Annotated in this window: 15 protein-coding genes and 1 tRNA gene; 7 read left to right on the forward strand and 9 right to left on the reverse strand. The window is 56.8% G+C overall.

Annotated elements, in window-relative coordinates; translation table 11 throughout:
• Nucleotides 1-229 precede the first annotated feature (229 nt).
• Nucleotides 230-844 carry a protein-methionine-sulfoxide reductase heme-binding subunit MsrQ gene (gene msrQ, locus AC2FIO_RS21220; protein ID WP_496699866.1) on the reverse strand — a complete coding sequence of 205 codons (615 nt, stop codon included), beginning with the start codon at nucleotides 842-844 and terminating at the stop codon, nucleotides 230-232.
• 4 nt (nucleotides 845-848) lie between these two features.
• On the reverse strand, nucleotides 849-1,751 hold the full coding sequence (msrP, locus tag AC2FIO_RS21225; RefSeq protein WP_282171008.1) for a protein-methionine-sulfoxide reductase catalytic subunit MsrP: 903 nt from the start codon (nucleotides 1,749-1,751) through the stop codon (nucleotides 849-851).
• A gap of 336 nt (nucleotides 1,752-2,087) precedes the next feature.
• Here msrP and AC2FIO_RS21230 point away from each other — a divergent pair, with 336 nt between their 5' ends.
• A complete protein-coding gene (locus AC2FIO_RS21230; protein WP_058278565.1) occupies nucleotides 2,088-2,903 on the forward strand; it encodes a cyclase family protein in 816 nt (271 codons plus the stop codon).
• A 130-nt stretch (nucleotides 2,904-3,033) separates the two neighbouring features.
• Nucleotides 3,034-3,960, forward strand: a complete 927-nt coding sequence (locus AC2FIO_RS21235; protein WP_282171009.1) for a class I SAM-dependent methyltransferase — start codon at nucleotides 3,034-3,036, stop codon at nucleotides 3,958-3,960.
• 69 nt (nucleotides 3,961-4,029) lie between these two features.
• Here the strand turns inward: AC2FIO_RS21235 and clpB are convergent, their stop codons facing one another.
• Both clpB and AC2FIO_RS21245 read right to left on the reverse strand, forming a co-directional pair.
• Nucleotides 4,030-6,648 carry an ATP-dependent chaperone ClpB gene (gene clpB, locus AC2FIO_RS21240; RefSeq protein WP_472722286.1) on the reverse strand — a complete coding sequence of 873 codons (2,619 nt, stop codon included), beginning with the start codon at nucleotides 6,646-6,648 and terminating at the stop codon, nucleotides 4,030-4,032.
• Nucleotides 6,649-6,775: 127 nt separating this feature from the next.
• Nucleotides 6,776-7,096 (reverse strand): hypothetical protein, encoded by a 321-nt coding sequence (locus AC2FIO_RS21245; RefSeq protein ID WP_058278562.1) that lies wholly within the window; start codon nucleotides 7,094-7,096, stop codon nucleotides 6,776-6,778.
• Nucleotides 7,097-7,245: 149 nt separating this feature from the next.
• On the opposite strand from AC2FIO_RS21245, the gene pyrF reads away from it, so the two are divergent.
• Entirely contained in the window at nucleotides 7,246-7,965 is a 720-nt protein-coding gene (gene pyrF / locus AC2FIO_RS21250; RefSeq protein WP_496699867.1) for an orotidine-5'-phosphate decarboxylase, read from the forward strand.
• A 307-nt stretch (nucleotides 7,966-8,272) separates the two neighbouring features.
• Here the strand turns inward: pyrF and AC2FIO_RS21255 are convergent, their stop codons facing one another.
• On the reverse strand, nucleotides 8,273-8,680 hold the full coding sequence (locus AC2FIO_RS21255; RefSeq protein WP_496699868.1) for an NUDIX domain-containing protein: 408 nt from the start codon (nucleotides 8,678-8,680) through the stop codon (nucleotides 8,273-8,275).
• A gap of 88 nt (nucleotides 8,681-8,768) precedes the next feature.
• On the opposite strand from AC2FIO_RS21255, the gene AC2FIO_RS21260 reads away from it, so the two are divergent.
• The gene (locus AC2FIO_RS21260; RefSeq protein ID WP_496699869.1) at nucleotides 8,769-10,022 is read left to right on the forward strand and encodes a DNA polymerase IV; all 1,254 of its coding nucleotides are present in this window, start codon (nucleotides 8,769-8,771) and stop codon (nucleotides 10,020-10,022) included.
• Nucleotides 10,023-10,024: 2 nt separating this feature from the next.
• On the opposite strand, the gene AC2FIO_RS21265 is transcribed toward AC2FIO_RS21260, so the two are convergent.
• Nucleotides 10,025-10,885 (reverse strand): N-formylglutamate amidohydrolase, encoded by an 861-nt coding sequence (locus AC2FIO_RS21265; RefSeq protein ID WP_496699870.1) that lies wholly within the window; start codon nucleotides 10,883-10,885, stop codon nucleotides 10,025-10,027.
• 149 nt (nucleotides 10,886-11,034) lie between these two features.
• Here AC2FIO_RS21265 and AC2FIO_RS21270 point away from each other — a divergent pair.
• Nucleotides 11,035-11,109 (forward strand) — tRNA-Val (locus AC2FIO_RS21270).
• Between the two features lie 93 nt (nucleotides 11,110-11,202).
• Nucleotides 11,203-11,328 carry a type B 50S ribosomal protein L36 gene (gene ykgO, locus AC2FIO_RS21275; RefSeq protein WP_005648635.1) on the forward strand — a complete coding sequence of 42 codons (126 nt, stop codon included), beginning with the start codon at nucleotides 11,203-11,205 and terminating at the stop codon, nucleotides 11,326-11,328.
• A 107-nt stretch (nucleotides 11,329-11,435) separates the two neighbouring features.
• On the opposite strand, the gene AC2FIO_RS21280 is transcribed toward ykgO, so the two are convergent.
• The gene (locus AC2FIO_RS21280) at nucleotides 11,436-12,089 is read right to left on the reverse strand and encodes a DUF1826 domain-containing protein (protein ID WP_496699871.1); all 654 of its coding nucleotides are present in this window, start codon (nucleotides 12,087-12,089) and stop codon (nucleotides 11,436-11,438) included.
• Nucleotides 12,086-13,297 carry a GTP-binding protein gene (locus AC2FIO_RS21285; RefSeq protein WP_496699872.1) on the reverse strand — a complete coding sequence of 404 codons (1,212 nt, stop codon included), beginning with the start codon at nucleotides 13,295-13,297 and terminating at the stop codon, nucleotides 12,086-12,088. Before AC2FIO_RS21285 ends, AC2FIO_RS21280 begins: the two co-directional genes overlap by 4 nt.
• A gap of 266 nt (nucleotides 13,298-13,563) precedes the next feature.
• Between AC2FIO_RS21285 and AC2FIO_RS21290 the strand changes: the two genes are divergently transcribed.
• Complete coding sequence (locus AC2FIO_RS21290) at nucleotides 13,564-14,580, forward strand: Fe(3+) ABC transporter substrate-binding protein (RefSeq protein WP_282152749.1); 1,017 nt, start codon at nucleotides 13,564-13,566, stop codon at nucleotides 14,578-14,580.
• Nucleotides 14,581-14,647: 67 nt separating this feature from the next.
• On the opposite strand, the gene AC2FIO_RS21295 is transcribed toward AC2FIO_RS21290, so the two are convergent.
• Entirely contained in the window at nucleotides 14,648-15,577 is a 930-nt protein-coding gene (locus AC2FIO_RS21295) for an autotransporter domain-containing protein (RefSeq protein ID WP_496699873.1), read from the reverse strand.
• Between the last annotated feature and the right edge of the window lie 207 nt (nucleotides 15,578-15,784).

The raw sequence follows: 15,784 nt of genomic DNA on the forward strand, positions 1-15,784 counted from the left end.
CGACCCGTCAGCGCCGCCTCAGCAGCGCCGGTGAAGGGGGTTCTAAGTATAACCGCATAAGTCCGCAAGCAGAAAATTAGACAAACTTACAAAAAACCGAATTTTCTTAATTTATTGCATAAAAACAATATATTACCAAGCGACGACCATTCCAAACAAAGCGATCGACAGAGTGGCTGGCAGCGAATCTGGAGTATTAGACAGAGTTACCCACAGACTCGGTACCGAGTCAGGCGGAATCGGCCGCGCGGAACCGAGTCAGCAGACCGGAAACCGAAATACGCAGCATGATCAGGCTAACGATCAGAGACAGGTAGACCAGCGGTTCGATCTGAAATCCCTTGGCAAGCATGACATAGTGCAGCCCGCCCAGAATCGCGGCGGGAAAGACAAGCCGCTGCAGGATGCGCCAACGGGCCCCCAATTTGCGCAGGGACAGGTTGTTTGATGTTACCGCCAGCGGGATCATCAGGATAAACGCTGCCATGCCGACGGTAATATAGGGACGCTTCAAGATATCCGCCCAGATCTGGCTGGGAAGCTGCACGTCCAACACCAGCCACACCAAAAGATGCAGGCTGACATAGGCAAAGGTCAGCACGCCCAGCGCCCGGCGGAACTTGAGCAGGTTCAGCCCAAAAAACCGCCGCAGCGGCGATATTGCCAACACGACGATCAACAGCTGAAGTGCGAGTTCGCCGTACCGGTGTTCCAACGCCTCAATCGGATCCACGCCCAGACTGCCGGTCAGCCCCTGGTAAAACAGCCAGGGCGCCGGAAGCGCCCCCAGCAAGTAGACCAGCCATACTGGAATGCGGCGCAATATCTGATTCAGCGTCTGCATGGTCTTAGTAGAATTCCTTCAGATCCATACCGTCATAAAGTCCGCTGACCTCTTCTTCGTAACCGTTGAACATCAGCGTCGGGATACGCTTGGCAAAGAGACCGCCGCCAATCTGACGTTCCGAGGCCTGCGACCAGCGCGGATGATCCACGTTGGGGTTCACGTTACTATAGAAGCCATACTCGCGCGGGGCAGACATGTTCCAACTGGTGGGCGGCTCGACATCCGAAACGGTGATGCGAACAATAGACTTGATAGACTTGAAACCGTATTTCCACGGCACCACCAGACGCAGCGGCGCGCCATTTTGGTTCGGGATAGGTTTGTCGTAGATACCAGTCGCCATAATAGTCAGCGGGTGCATCGCCTCATCCAGGCGCAAGCCTTCCCGGTATGGCCATTCGAGGATCGGGAACTGAACGCCCGGCATCTCATCGGGTCGGTATGCCGTTTCAAAGGCCACATACTTGGCACCTTCTTGTACGCCTGCCATATTCAGAAGGTCAGCCAGTTCAAAGCCATTCCACGGGACGACCATCGACCAGGCCTCGACACAGCGGAATCTGTAGATACGCTCTTCGACCGTCATTTCGGACATGATGTCCTTGAAGTCATATTCACCCGGCTTGTCGACCAGACCGTCGATCGTGACGCTCCAGGGTTCGGTCACCAGGGTATGCGCATATCTTGCGGGATCTTCCTTGCGGGTCCCGAATTCGTAGTAGTTATTGTACGAGGTGATCTCTTCCCAGGTGTTGGGTTCAAGTGCTTCCTGCGCCGCTGCCGGTCTGGCCAGCCCCGCCAGTCCTACACCCGCCAGGCCGGCCATCACCTGCCGCCGATTCAAAAACGCCGCCTGTGGCGTGACGTCGGCATGTGTCAGTGTATTGGTCCAGCGATGCGCCATTTAAGTCTCCTTGGTAAGCTAGCCTGAGATTCCAGATAATCCGCTGATACCACACCACCAAGGCAACATGCGTCACGATTGGGAGACGAGACTGTAACGATTCACGCTAAGTCCATACCAAATCACATCAGACATCCCCGAGGGCGAATTGCGCCAAAACCGTTAGCACCTGTCACGCCAAGTTGAACTCGCAACGCCCAATTCAGGCGGAATACCCGGACCTTCAATCTTTACAACTGCTTCACGCAACTTGCAGTCTTGTTGCCAGGATTGGCCAACAGGCCCTTAGATCCGCTGTCCACCCGATTGTCGGGCAAGACTAAAGGGAGAAGACGAATGTGTGACATCTGCGTGATGAACGCGGTCAAAGACCGTATGCTGTCTAGAAGAGGGTTCTTCAAAGCCGCCGCCGCCACTGGTGTGGCCGTTGCCGCCACTGGAGCCAGTGCACCAATTGCCCTGGCCGCTGGTGTGGGCAAGGTTGAGGACATGACCCACACGCTCAGCGCCGATTTCCCAACTTTTTTTGGTGAGCCGGGATATGCCTCCGAACAGGTTTTCAATTTCGGCGAACACGGCTTTAACCTGCAGCGCCTGACGGTCAATGAACACACGGGCACCCATATCGACGCGCCACTGCACTTTTCGGCGGACGGTGCCTCGGTGGATGAAATCCCGGTCTCTGATCTTGTCGCGCCGCTATGCGTCGTCGACATCGCGGCCCGGGCCGCCGAGGATGCTGATACGCTGCTAACCCCGGATGATCTGAAGGCGTGGATGTCTGCCAACGGCGATATTCCTGATGGCGCTTGCGTGGCCTTGTATTCCGGTTGGGCCGCCAAAGCCGACAGCGACGCCTATCGCGGTTTCGACGGTCAGGCACAACATTACCCCGGCTTCCACCCCGAAGCCGCAATGATGTTGATCGAAGAGACCGGCGCGCGCTCTATTGCATCAGACACGCTGTCCCTCGACCACGGCATCTCAACCGACTTCGCAACTCACTATGCATGGCTGCCCACGGGCCGTTTCGGAATTGAGAATATCGCAGGCTTGGATCGTGTGCCGGCCGCTGGCGCGACGATTGTGATTGGTGCCCCGAAACACGCCGGTGGCACCGGAGGACCTGCGCGTATTTTCGCGATGATTTAATGAAGTGGCCCGCCTGCCTGGCGGGCTCAATTTCCCGAAAGCCGGCTACATTGACGGGGTGATCTGAACTCTGCTGGTTGTCAGGGTATTCAAACTCTGTTCCTGTGAATGCAACCACGGTGAGTTTCATATGTTTTATGTTCCGCAAAGCTCAATTCCCGGACTAAGCCGCACCGCCCTTGGGGTTTGCGCCTTTTGCGCATTGGTAAACCGTAACCCGACATACCGACGCGTATTCTACGACCCATTTGCCGAACAGCTATTTCGAAACGGGTCAGTGGAAGGGCCCGAGGTCCTGGACCAGGCAACCGATTGGGACGCCGTGCTTAAATTCGCCGATGATCGCTCGGTGGCTCGTCGCCTTGTCGCGTCGGTCCTGTGGCGCAAGACGTTCATGCAAAGCCGCGCGCTTACTGCGATCAAGAATGGTGCACGTCAGATCGTTGTGCTTGGCGCGGGCCTCGATACGCTTGGCCTGAGGCTGTCCAACGGTCACAGCCACATTCCGGTTTTCGAGGTCGACCGCCCCGAAACCATCGAAGCCAAGCGGTCGTTGGTCAGTGCCAATTTTGGCGTACCGCCGAACGTTCAATACACCGCAGTTGATTTCTCCCGTGAGGCAACTCTCGAAAAGTTGCAGTCCCTCGGCTACGACCACGAAATGGGCACAGTCTTTATTGCCGAGGTTTCGCTGGAATATGTGGCGCCGCCCGAAGTTGCGGACGTTTACGCAATGATCCGGTCAAATGGCGCGAAGGAAACGCGATTTCTGACGACCTACGCTTCGACCGCTGCAGCGTCGCAGGCACAACAAGAAGTCGATAGTATTGGGAAGGCCGTGGCCGGGGTCGGTGAACCATTTCGTTTCAACATCTCGCCTGATGAGGTTGGCACCTACGCGACCCAACAAGGGTTTTCTGTGCTTGAGCACATATTTGGGCGCAAAGGGACCGAAAGCTATCTGGCCGAGCTGGGGTTGGGTCCAGAGACAATGGATTTTCCGATGAACGCTCTGGACGCCTCCTCATTTTCTCTGGTTCGGTTGCGACCTGCCTGAACAGCATAGTTTTAGGGCTACAATCGCAAATAAAAAAAGGCCCGCCAATTAAGCGGGCCTTTGTTCGGTTTAGTGCACCACGGCATCATCTGGACGCGGACGCTCGGACGTGCCCAGCCGATCGCCAATGATCAGGCCATCGGGCCCGGCGGTTACAGGGACGGTTTCTCCGTCCTTGATCTCACCAGCAAGCAACGCCTCGGCCAGCGGGTTTTGCAAGGCACGCTGGATCACCCGCTTGAGCGGACGGGCACCGAAGACCGGGTCATAGCCCTCGTCGGCAAGCCATTCCTTGGCGGCGCCATCCAAGACCAGCTCGATCTTGCGGGCGGCCAAGCGTTTCTGCAAACGCGCCATCTGAATATCGACAATGCCATCCATGTCTTCCCGCTTAAGCCGGTCAAAGATGATCGTCTCGTCCAGACGGTTCAGGAACTCGGGCCGGAAATGCGCCCGGACCGCGTCCATCACATCACGCTTGGCTTGCGCGCTGTCCGCACCTTCGGGCAACTGGCTCAGCGCCTGAGAGCCGAGGTTCGACGTCAGGATGATCAACGTCTGCTTGAAGTCCACGGTACGGCCCTGACCATCGGTCAGAACGCCATCATCCAGAACCTGCAACAGCACGTTGAACACATCCGGGTGCGCCTTTTCGACCTCATCGAACAGCACGACCTGATAGGGCCTGCGCCGCACGGCTTCGGTCAGCACGCCGCCTTCGTCATAGCCGACATAGCCCGGAGGGGCGCCGATCAGACGGGCAACCGCGTGTTTCTCCATGAACTCGGACATATCGATACGCACCATCGCGTTGTCGTCGTCGAACAGGAAGTTTGCCACAGCTTTGGTCAGCTCGGTCTTACCTACACCAGTGGGCCCGAGGAACAGGAACGAGCCCAGCGGGCGGCCTTCGTCGTTCAGGCCCGCACGCGCACGACGTACAGCATTGGCCACAGCAGTGACCGCCGCATCCTGACCGATCACGCGGGAATGCAAATCGTCTTCCATCCGCAGCAACTTCTCGCGCTCGCCTTCCAGCATCTTCGAGGTCGGGATACCAGTCCAGCGTTCAACCACCGAAGCGATCTGTTCCGGACGCACCGTTTCTTCAGCCATCATCTGGCTGCTTTCGGCATTTTCGGCCTCGGTCAGCTTTTTCTCAAGCTCTGGGATGACGCCATAGGACAGCTCACCCGCTTTGGCGAGGTTGCCTTCACGCTTGGCAATCTCGAGATCAGCGCGCGCCTTGTCGAGTTGCTCTTTCAGATCGCGCGCGCCAGCAAGCTTGTCGCGTTCAGCCTGCCACTGGGCGGTCATCTCGGCAGATTTCTCCTGCAGATCGGCCAGATCCTTTTGCAAGGTTTCCAGACGGTCCTTGGAGGCCGCATCATCTTCGAGCTTCAGCGCCTGTTCCTCGATCTGCATCTGCAGAATCTGGCGATCCAGTTGATCGAGTTCCTCTGGCTTGCTGTCCACTTCCATCCGCAAGCGAGCCGACGCTTCATCGACTAAGTCGATGGCCTTGTCGGGCAGGAAGCGATCAGTGATGTAGCGATGCGACAGGGTCGCTGCCGACACCAAAGCCGAGTCTGAGATACGCACACCGTGGTGTAGCTCGTACTTTTCCTTGATGCCGCGCAGGATGCTGATCGTGTCCTCGACAGTCGGCTCCTGTACCACAACCGGCTGGAACCGGCGCGCAAGGGCCGCGTCTTTTTCCACGTATTTGCGATACTCATCCAGCGTGGTCGCGCCGATACAATGCAGCTCACCTCGCGCAAGCGCGGGCTTGATCAGGTTGGCGGCGTCCATCGCGCCATCGGATTTCCCGGCACCGACCAGCGTGTGCATCTCGTCGATGAACAGGATGATTTCACCGGCGGCCTCGGTGACCTCGGTCAGAACGGCCTTGAGGCGTTCTTCGAACTCACCGCGGTATTTTGCACCGGCGATCAGCGCACCCATGTCGAGCGCAAGCAGCTTCTTGTCTTTCAACGACTCCGGCACATCACCGTTGATGATGCGCAGGGCCATGCCCTCGGCAATCGCGGTTTTACCGACGCCGGGTTCCCCGATCAGAACCGGGTTGTTCTTGGTGCGACGCGACAGAACCTGCATCGAGCGGCGGATTTCTTCATCGCGCCCGATGATCGGATCGATCTTGCCCTCAGCTGCGGCTTCGGTCAGGTCACGCGCGTATTTCTTGAGCGCGTCATAGCCTTCTTCCGCCGATGCGGTGTCAGCCGTGCGACCCTTGCGGATGTCATTGATCGCTTCATTCAGCTTTTGAGCAGATACGGCACCGGCTTCCAACGCCTCTTTGGCCTTGGATTTCACCATGCACAGGGCCATCAGAACGCGTTCGACCGGCACAAAGCTGTCGCCTGCTTTGGTCGCGATTTTCTCGGCTTCTGCAAAAACCTTGGCAGTCTGGCCATCCATGTAAATCTGGCTCGCATCACCGCTAACCTTCGGAATCTTAGACAGCGCGGCGTCCAGCGCTTCGACCACGCGGGTCGGCGCGCCGCCGGCGCGTGTGATCAGGTTGCTGGCCAGCCCCTGATCGTCATCCATCAATGCTTTCAAAAGATGTTCGGGCATCAGTCGCTGGTGCCCCTCGCGCAGCGCAATCGTCTGCGCCGCCTGCACGAATCCCCGTGCCCGCTCGGTGAACTTGTTCAAGTCCATAGTATTCTCCTTTTCCTAAGCGCCCTGAATGTGATGCGCCCGCTTGGCGGCACGCGTCGGTCTGGGCCTCACATTCAATCTGGGAAATATCTTTGTTCATTCAAGAGGCTGGCGCGCAATTTCAGACTTATCGTCGAGGTATGGAATAGACGGTGTAGCCTCCGGTCTGCGCAACCTCGCGCGCGGCGTACATGTCCACCAGCGATTCCGCGGCGTCGCTGCCCGTCGGGCAGGAAACAAGGTCTGCTGCATCATCCAGAAAATTGACCGTAAACGACGTCTCACCCGTCAATTGGCAGTCATCGTCGGTCGAACGGTACCCCCCCACCAACCGCAAATTTTCATTGGTCGGAGATTTGATGACCGTATCTGCCGCCTCATTTTCTAGTGGCATATCCTGACATCCCACCAAGATCAGAATAATCCCAACACCAAAAACCTGTTTCATAGTTCCCCCATCGATAATTCTTGTGGATGGTCGGCACCATATCACAGTTGGCCCAAAGCTGCGTGATCTCGATCACCCGCGCGCCCTGCATGGACACAGCCGTCCGAAACCGCTAGGACGCAGACGTTTGCCAAAAAGGAGCCTGCCCCATGTCCGATGATCGCCTGATCGTAGCCCTAGATGTTCCCAACGCTCTGCAGGGGCTGGCCATGGCCGAACAGCTGGGCGACAGCGTTTCCTTCTACAAGATCGGGTTGGGCATGCTGACCGGTGGCGGGCTGGCATTGGCCAATGAACTGAAACAGGAACACGGCAAGCGCATCTTTCTGGACATGAAGCTGTTCGATATCGGTAACACCGTCGAAAACGCCGTTCGCGGGCTGGCGCAATTCGATCTGGATTTCCTGACGGTGCATGGTGATCCGCATGTGGTTCAGGCCGCGAAAGAAGGGGCCGCTGGCAAAGACCTCAAGATTTTGGCCGTTACCATCCTGACCTCGCTGAACCGCGACGACCTGGATGCCAGCCTTCTGAAAGAGGGCGACGTTCAGGATCTGGTTGTCGAACGCGCTGCACGCGCGCTTGAGGCTGGTGCCGACGGCGTCATCGCCAGCCCGCAAGAAGCCGCGCTAATCCGTGCCCTGCCCCAGGCCGAAGGTCGTCTGATCGTGACCCCTGGCGTCCGCCCCGCAGGTGCCGCGCTTGGCGATCAGAAACGCGTTGCTACACCCGCAAATGCCGTCGCAGATGGCGTGGACCACATCGTCGTGGGCCGACCTGTCTATCAGGCTGACGACCCTAAAGCTGCTGCCGAGGCAATCCTTGCCGAATTGGCCTCATCGCAGGCAAAAGCACCGAACAGGGCTTAATTCTCGACGCCTTGCAGGTTAAAATTTTTAGGGTTTGATGCCGGATGGCCGCGTCCGCGCAGGCAATTACTGTCGATTTCTGCGACTCAAGCAGTTGACCTTACGTCACTTTTTGCCATTTCCGCGCCAAATCGTCCCTGTGCCCCAAAACACACATGAGATATGCGAGTTTTCGCTGTGTGATCTGGATCCTATCTAAATCCCGGAATTTGCGCGATTCTGGAGACGTGATACTCCCCGCGGACCATCTCTTCCTGAGGTCCGTCACCTCCCCCCGCCAATCGCGGGGGGTCTTCTTCTGAAAACCTCACATGTCAAAAGACGGCCTACCTTGGACCAAGTAGTCACGTAGGCGGATCGCGAAATTCGGCACCGCCAATGCATTCTCAAGGTAAATGTCCGGCGACATCAAACACCATCCCTGCCCCTCATCGCCAAACCTAATCAGGTTGACGTCGCTAGGTGGCCGGTGTGCTGCGAAGAACCAGTTTTGCCCATACATGCGCGACCAGACAAAATCAGCCTTGGCGAGGTGCAGACCGACTGCTTCCAGTGTTTCGCGCCTGACACATTGCAGCGGCGTTTCTGCCCCTTCGCGCCCACCGCCGGGAAAGTCGAAATAGCCCGGGAATGGAATGTCCTTCTTGTCGTCCCGTTGAATCACCAACAGGTCCGATCCAAGAAACAGTGCGACCTTCGCCCCCGTGAATTGCATGAGCGCTTTCTCTTTGCTGCCCGACCAGATAAATTTTAGCCAGTAACGCCTGATATGACAAAGCGCATAAAACTGAGATGTAAATGTAATGCCCGCTTTATGCCGCGACTGCTTTTCGATTCTGGAACAGGAAGCGCGCTGCCCTTCCTGCGGCAGCCCGCGGATCAAGACGCACCCCGAGCTGTTCGATCTGTCCATCGCGCATATGGATTGCGACGCATTCTATGCCTCGGTTGAAAAGCGGGACAATCCCGATCTGGCCGACAAACCGGTGATCATCGGAGGCGGCAAACGCGGTGTCGTCTCGACCGCTTGTTATGTGGCGCGTATTCGCGGCGTCCGCTCTGCGATGCCAATGTTCAAAGCCTTGCAACTGTGCCCGGACGCCGTTGTCATCAAGCCTCGCATGTCGGTCTACGCCGAGGTGTCACGCCAGATCAGAGCCATGATGGACGAATTGACCCCTGTGATCGAACCGCTGTCACTGGACGAAGCATTCATGGATCTGTCCGGTACGCAGCGACTGCATGGCGCGCCACCTGCGGCCATGCTGGCAAGGCTGGTTAAGCGGATGAAAGACGAACTAGGTGTAACAGGCTCGATCGGTCTGTCGCACAACAAGTTTCTAGCCAAAGTCGCCTCAGATCTGGACAAGCCGCGTGGGTTTTCAGTTATTGGAGAAGCTGAGACCGCCGAGTTTCTGTATGACAAACCGGTGCGCCTGATCTGGGGTATCGGCCCGGCGGCACAGGAATCGCTGGATCGTGCCGGCATCCGCGCCTTCTCGGATTTATTACGCTGGGATCAGGAGGCACTGACAACCCGCTTCGGATCTATGGGGTATCGGCTATGGCATCTGGCGCGCGGTCAGGACAAACGGCGCGTGTCTTCGCACGAGCCAATGAAGTCGATCAGCAACGAAACCACGTTTTTCGAGGATACAGCCAGCCTGGACATCCTTGATGGGCATCTGTGGCGCATGTCCGAAAAAGTTGCGGATCGCGCCAAAGCCAAAGGGCTGGCCGGACGGGTCGTAACCCTGAAACTTAAACAAGCAAACCACAAGGTCATCACCCGACGTGTCTCGTTGCGGGACGCCACGCAGATCGCAGACCGCATCTACCGCACCGCACGTGGGCTATTCGATCAGGTCGGCGACAAAGGGCCATATCGTCTGTTGGGTTGCGGAATATCCGATCTGTGCCCCGAAGATCAGGCGGACATCTCGGGGGACCTTTTGGATCCCGACGCATCAAGGCGGTCTCAGGCGGAACGCGCAACGGATGAAATCCGGCGCAGATTCGGAACGGATGCGATTGTCAAAGGCCGGGCTTTGCGCTGAGGTTACTCGGCGGCCAGACGCAACGGATCGCGGCCAATACCCGAGATTTCCCGTATGACCTGCCGCAACATGTCCTGAAACGCTGCGAAATTGCCGTTCGGCGCGATTTTGACCTCATCCATATACAGAGATCGGTCGATCTCAATCTGGATAGCGTGCTGATTGCGCCCTGGCCGCCCGTAGGTCTGCGTAACGTATGCGCCGGCGAAGGGCGCGTTGCGCGCCACGATCAGACCCGCCGAGGCAAACGCGGATTCGATCCGGTCCACAATCTCGGTCGAAGCCGAAGCGCCAAATCTGTCACCCAACACGATCTGCGGGCGCTGGGACGTGGTCGTACTGGCCATCGAAACCGCTTCATGCGGCATCGAATGGCAATCAATCAAAATGGCCTGACCAAAAGCCGCGTGCGATTCGGCCAGCAGCGACTTGAGACGCGCATGATAAGGACGCCAGCAGGTGTCGATGCGCAGACGCGCCTCATCCATCGTCAGCTTCCCGCGATAGATTGCGCGCCCATTGGCGACGACCCTGGGAATCACGCCCAGCCCCGAAGCGACACGCGGGTTATGGCCGTGGCGGCGCGCGCCCTGGATCAAAGCCGGGTCCAGCTCCTCAGCACTGCGGTTAAGATCCAGATAGGCCCTTGATTTTGTTGCGGATATTAGAGGCGCACCATGGTCAGTCGCTGCGGAAAACAACTGATCCACGAATGCATCTTCCGAAGATCGAATCACATTCTGGCTCAGAACCGTCCGGTTCAGCATCGCTTCAGGGTAGTTCCGGCCACTGTGAGGAGAAGAAAAAACAACGCAAGACGTGCGCTTGACGGGCATATCCAATACGTAAGCAGCGTTCTTCATGGTGACTCCTTGTTCGCATTGAACATAGACCGGAAAATAGTTCTACCAAACCCCTTGAACCCCTTTGCGACTCCTTTTATAGACCCCGCTACCGGCGCGGGGTTCCGCGCCCCATTTCGTTATGGGGCAGGGCACCGCAAAGGTTAAGTGGGCGGTTAGCTCAGCGGTAGAGCACTTCGTTGACATCGAAGGGGTCACAAGTTCGATCCTTGTACCGCCCACCATCTATTCACTGTTTCGGGTCTGACCCGGGACACCCGCAAACCCAGGCGCTGGCCACGTCCTTGATGAAGGCGCCGCAGATTGGAGACAGACCCATGAAGGTCAAGAACTCGCTCCGCTCGCTCAAGAACCGGCACCGTGATTGCCGTGTTGTGCGTCGCAAAGGCCGCGTCTACGTGATCAACAAGACGCAGCGCAAGTTCAAAGCTCGCCAGGGCTAAGAACTGCACATACCGTTAAAGAAAAACCGCGCTTCTCAGCGCGGTTTTTTTTGTTCGAACGATTGATGCGCAAAAAAGACCGGAACGGTCAAAGGCAAACCCGTAAATCAGTGGGCGAACAGATGGTCGGGTTCATTATCCGGGTCCGCCACAGGATCAAGAACAAGCACCAGCCGTGTTTCACCTGTTCCCTCAATTGGTGGCGAACGATGCAAAAGCCCGGACTTCGGACTTTCCGGCCAAAGCGTTCCGCGCAACAGTATCGGCGCACCTGTTGGCACGGTGAAAACACGTTTCGGCTCGTTGCCATCGTTTGAAATTCCGTATTGCGTTCCAATCCCTCGATAGGTGCAGACCAAACGCGACGTGACTGCGTCGATGTGAAACCTGCGGCAGGCATTTGTGTTTACCACATCCAAACGCAGGCGAAGCCATTTTGCTTCCATAAGACCAGCAAACAAGGTTGCCATCGCGGCAACGTCATCCAACAACAAGTCACGTTCCAGACCTTCGGGCGTACCATGCGCCTCGCCCAGCTCAACCATCGCGCTGCGCACTGTCTCGGGGCGCAGGATCACGCGCGCTTTGGGCAGGCGTGCGGGATCCAACTTGTTGATCCAGCTCTGAAAGCCTGGCAAGGGGTCGCGCCGCCAAATAGCTGCGGCGCAACCGGGGTTGTGAATGACCGACAAGTCCTCGGGCGTTTCTGCTATGCCGACACCTATTGCGGCATCTTTGACGACTTCACGCACCAAATTCATGCTGCAGCCTCTGACCGACGCCAAACTGGGAATGGGTCGGGCAGATCGGGAAGATCTTCTAGGCGTCCCGCGGCTGCGGCAGGAACTAATGCAGAATCAAGCCGGGCTTTGAGCAGGGGCCAATCTATTCCGCTGCCGATGAAGACGATCTCTTGTCGCCGGTCGCCCCAGGGCTCTTGCCAATGCGCTTGCATATAGGTCCGCGCGCTTTCGTGATCTGGTCTGCGTTCTTCGGGTACTGTCGCCCACCAGGTGCCCAGTGGCTGTACCGAGGACAGCGCACCGGCCAATGAGAATTCGGCAACCCAATCCGGGCGCGTCGCGATCCAGAAATGCCCCTTTGCACGGATGACGCCCGGCAGATCGCCATTCAAGATCGTCAGAATCTTCTCTGGCACAAAGGGTTGTCGCGCGCGGTATACATAGCTGGTGACGCCGTACTCTTCAGTTTCGGGTACATGATCCGCGAACCCATACAGTTCTTTGGCCCACATCGGATGTTCATGCGCCTTTTCGAAATCGAACAGGCCGGTATCCAGGATTTCATCGGCTGACACGTCCGAGTGGTTCGTTTCGATAATCCTTGCGTCAGCGTTCAAGCTTCGAATGATTTTCCGCGCGGCGTCTACTCTTTCTGCTCCGGCATCGGCGATCTTGTTGAGAATAACCACGTCAGCAAATTCGATCTGATCGGTCAGCAGATGGACCAGCGTGCGTTCATCCTCTTCACCGAGCGTTTCGCCGCGATCGGCCAGAAAATCGTGGCTAGAGAAGTCTTCCAACAGGTTAACCGCATCGACCACCGTGACCATTGTGTCCAAGCGCGAAACATCCGACAGGCTTACGCCGGCCTCATCCTGGAAATCAAACGTCGCGGCGACAGGCAATGGCTCAGAAATCCCGGTGGATTCGATTAGCAGATAGTCAAAGCGACCTTCGCCGGCCAATCGCCGAACTTCGTCCAGCAGATCGTCGCGAAGGGTACAGCAGATGCAGCCATTTGACATCTCAACCAGCGTCTCATCCGTGCGGGATAGTTCAGTGTCGGCGCGCACCAAGTCAGCGTCGATGTTCACTTCGGACATATCGTTGACGATCACGGCAACGCGACGGCCGTCCCGGTTGTTCAGAACGCGGTTCAACAATGTCGTTTTGCCTGCGCCAAGAAATCCGGACAGAACAGTTACGGGAAGGCGGGTGTCGGTCATTGGGTGTCTACCTATTTGAAGGACTCAGGTGAAAAGGCGCATCATTTGGGCGAAAACCTCTGATACGGCGTACAATCTATCGTTATGTTATTACATTTTGTCAATAGATATCGTGCCACATCAGGGCAACCTGAAAATACGCGGAATAAAACAGCGACCATTTGACCAACTAATTTTGTCAGATTTCCTTGCATCCTCTCGGGAATCGTTTAATTGACAATTTCAGTCGGATTACTACGCCGCACATTTCAATGTTGGGAGTTATGATGCTCAAATCCTCTACCTGCTTCGCCGCCGCATTGTCGGCCTTGATCGCCACTTCTGCCGCTGCTGAGGGTGAGTTGAACCTCTATTCCTCGCGCCACTATGACACCGACGAAAACCTGTACAGTGATTTCGAAAAGGCCACCGGCATCACCATCAACCGCATCGAAGGCAAAGCCGATGAGCTGATCGCGCGGATGGAAGCCGAAGGCGCGAACTCGCCCGCGGATATTTTGCTGACCGTCGACACCTCGCGCCTTTCACGGGCCAAGAATGCAGGCATTTTGCAACCGATCGAAAGCGCCGTTCTGGAAGAGCGCATCCCGAACAACCTTCAGGATAGCGACAATGAATGGTTCGGCTTCTCGCAGCGTGGCCGCATTATATTCTTCGACAAGGAAAACGTCGCCAACCCGCCGGCGACATATGCCGATCTTGCCAAGCCCGAATACAAGGGTCAGGTCTGCATCCGGTCGTCCAGCAATACGTATAACCAGACCTTGTTGGCTTCGATCGTCACCCATGAAGGTCCCGAGGCCGCCAAGGCATGGGCCGAAGGCATCGTGGCCAACATGGCCCGTGAACCACAGGGCGGTGACACCGACCAACTGCGGGGTATCGTATCCGGCGAATGCGACATCGCGGTTTCAAACACCTATTACTTTGCCCGTGCAATCCGCAAAGATGTCAAAGGTGTTTCGGCCGATATCGACGCAATCGGTTGGGTCTTCCCGAACCAGGACAGCTATGGCGCGCATATGAACCTGTCCGGTGCAGGTGTGGCTGCAAATGCACCGAACAAAGAGAATGCCGTTCTCTTCCTCGAATATTTGGCAAGCGACAGCGCCCAGCAATATTTCTCGGCCGGCAATGACGAATTCCCCGCAGTTGAAGGCGTCGCACTTGCGGACTCGGTGAAATCGCTGGGTGAGTTCAAAGCGGATGAGGTCGTCCTGTCCGACGTCGCCGAAAACCTGCCGACAGCACAAAAGATCTTTAACGAAGCCGGCTGGAAATAATCCAGGCAAAAACCAGAGCAGTATGAAGGGCGCAGGTTTTCTGCGCCCTTTTCCTTTGGTGGCTGGTTCAGAACCGCACCCCAAACCCAACTGAAAACCCGGAAAATGAATCGGCGATAACGCCGTTCAGCATGACGCGCGCGCCCTCGACGGCGGGCAGCCCAATCTTTGTGGTATCGACCTCAATTCCGACACCGACCGTCGCCAGCCAATCCGTATCCAACACCATCGCGCTGTCGCCGTGGTAAAGCACAACGCCCCCATCCAAAACCAACTTGGACGGACGGCCCAGCAGCTTGACCTTATCAAGTGGATAACGGTAGCGCGAAAACAACGTCGTCTGGTTCGAATTTGCGCGGGCATCCCCCGCTTGCGGTTCGTTTATCGGATAGAACTCCAAAAACGTCTGACGCAACCTGTACTCGGCCTCCCAACGGCCGAATTGTGCCTCGCGAAAGACGCTCAGGGACGCCCCGACACCAAAGGCGTTAAGGTTACCGTCCACTGCGCCTGCCCCGTTCGAACGGGACGGAAACAGCGGAAAATTGGAAAACACCGCATCGGTGGTGACATGGCCAAGCGACAGATGCGCAACTGGCCGGATGTACCAGTTATTGGTAAGCGGAAGCTCCCACCCGACGCCAAGGGTCGCGGCGATGCTTGACCACGTCACATCCAGCTCGGTATCAGAGCCAATCTCGGGAAAAATCACCAGCGGGTTATAATTCTGATACGCAAACTGGCCTTCTAGATACAGGCCATTGTCCAACGGTTTGAATCCGCCGCGCAGCTGCGTGGACCGCAGATTTCTCGCGTCACCAGATGCGCTCAGAAAGGACAAGGACGATAGTGTTTCGTTCGGTGTGGCCGCGACGCTCAGCACCGCAAGCGCGGCGCGGGCGGCGGCTTCAGAGGCGTCTGGATCAAGGTTTTGCGCGGTGGCAGGCTGGGCGAAACTCCAGATCAAAAACGATGTGTACGCAACAAGTCTTTTCAATCGCGGGTTCGCCTGTCGGTTTTTGTCGACTGCCAAGCGCATCGTTATTGACGCGCAATGCGTTTGAAAGATCGTAACCCAGTCTTTGTTTACGAAAAACTAAAACAACGAATTCGCGGCCATGAATTCTGAGGACTTGTATTTTGGAAACACTCGGTCGCGATGACGTTTTCAGCGACCATCCCGAATGTGATTTGGTATTTTCCC

The sequence above is a fragment of the Ruegeria sp. CDSB086 genome, from assembly GCF_059611065.1.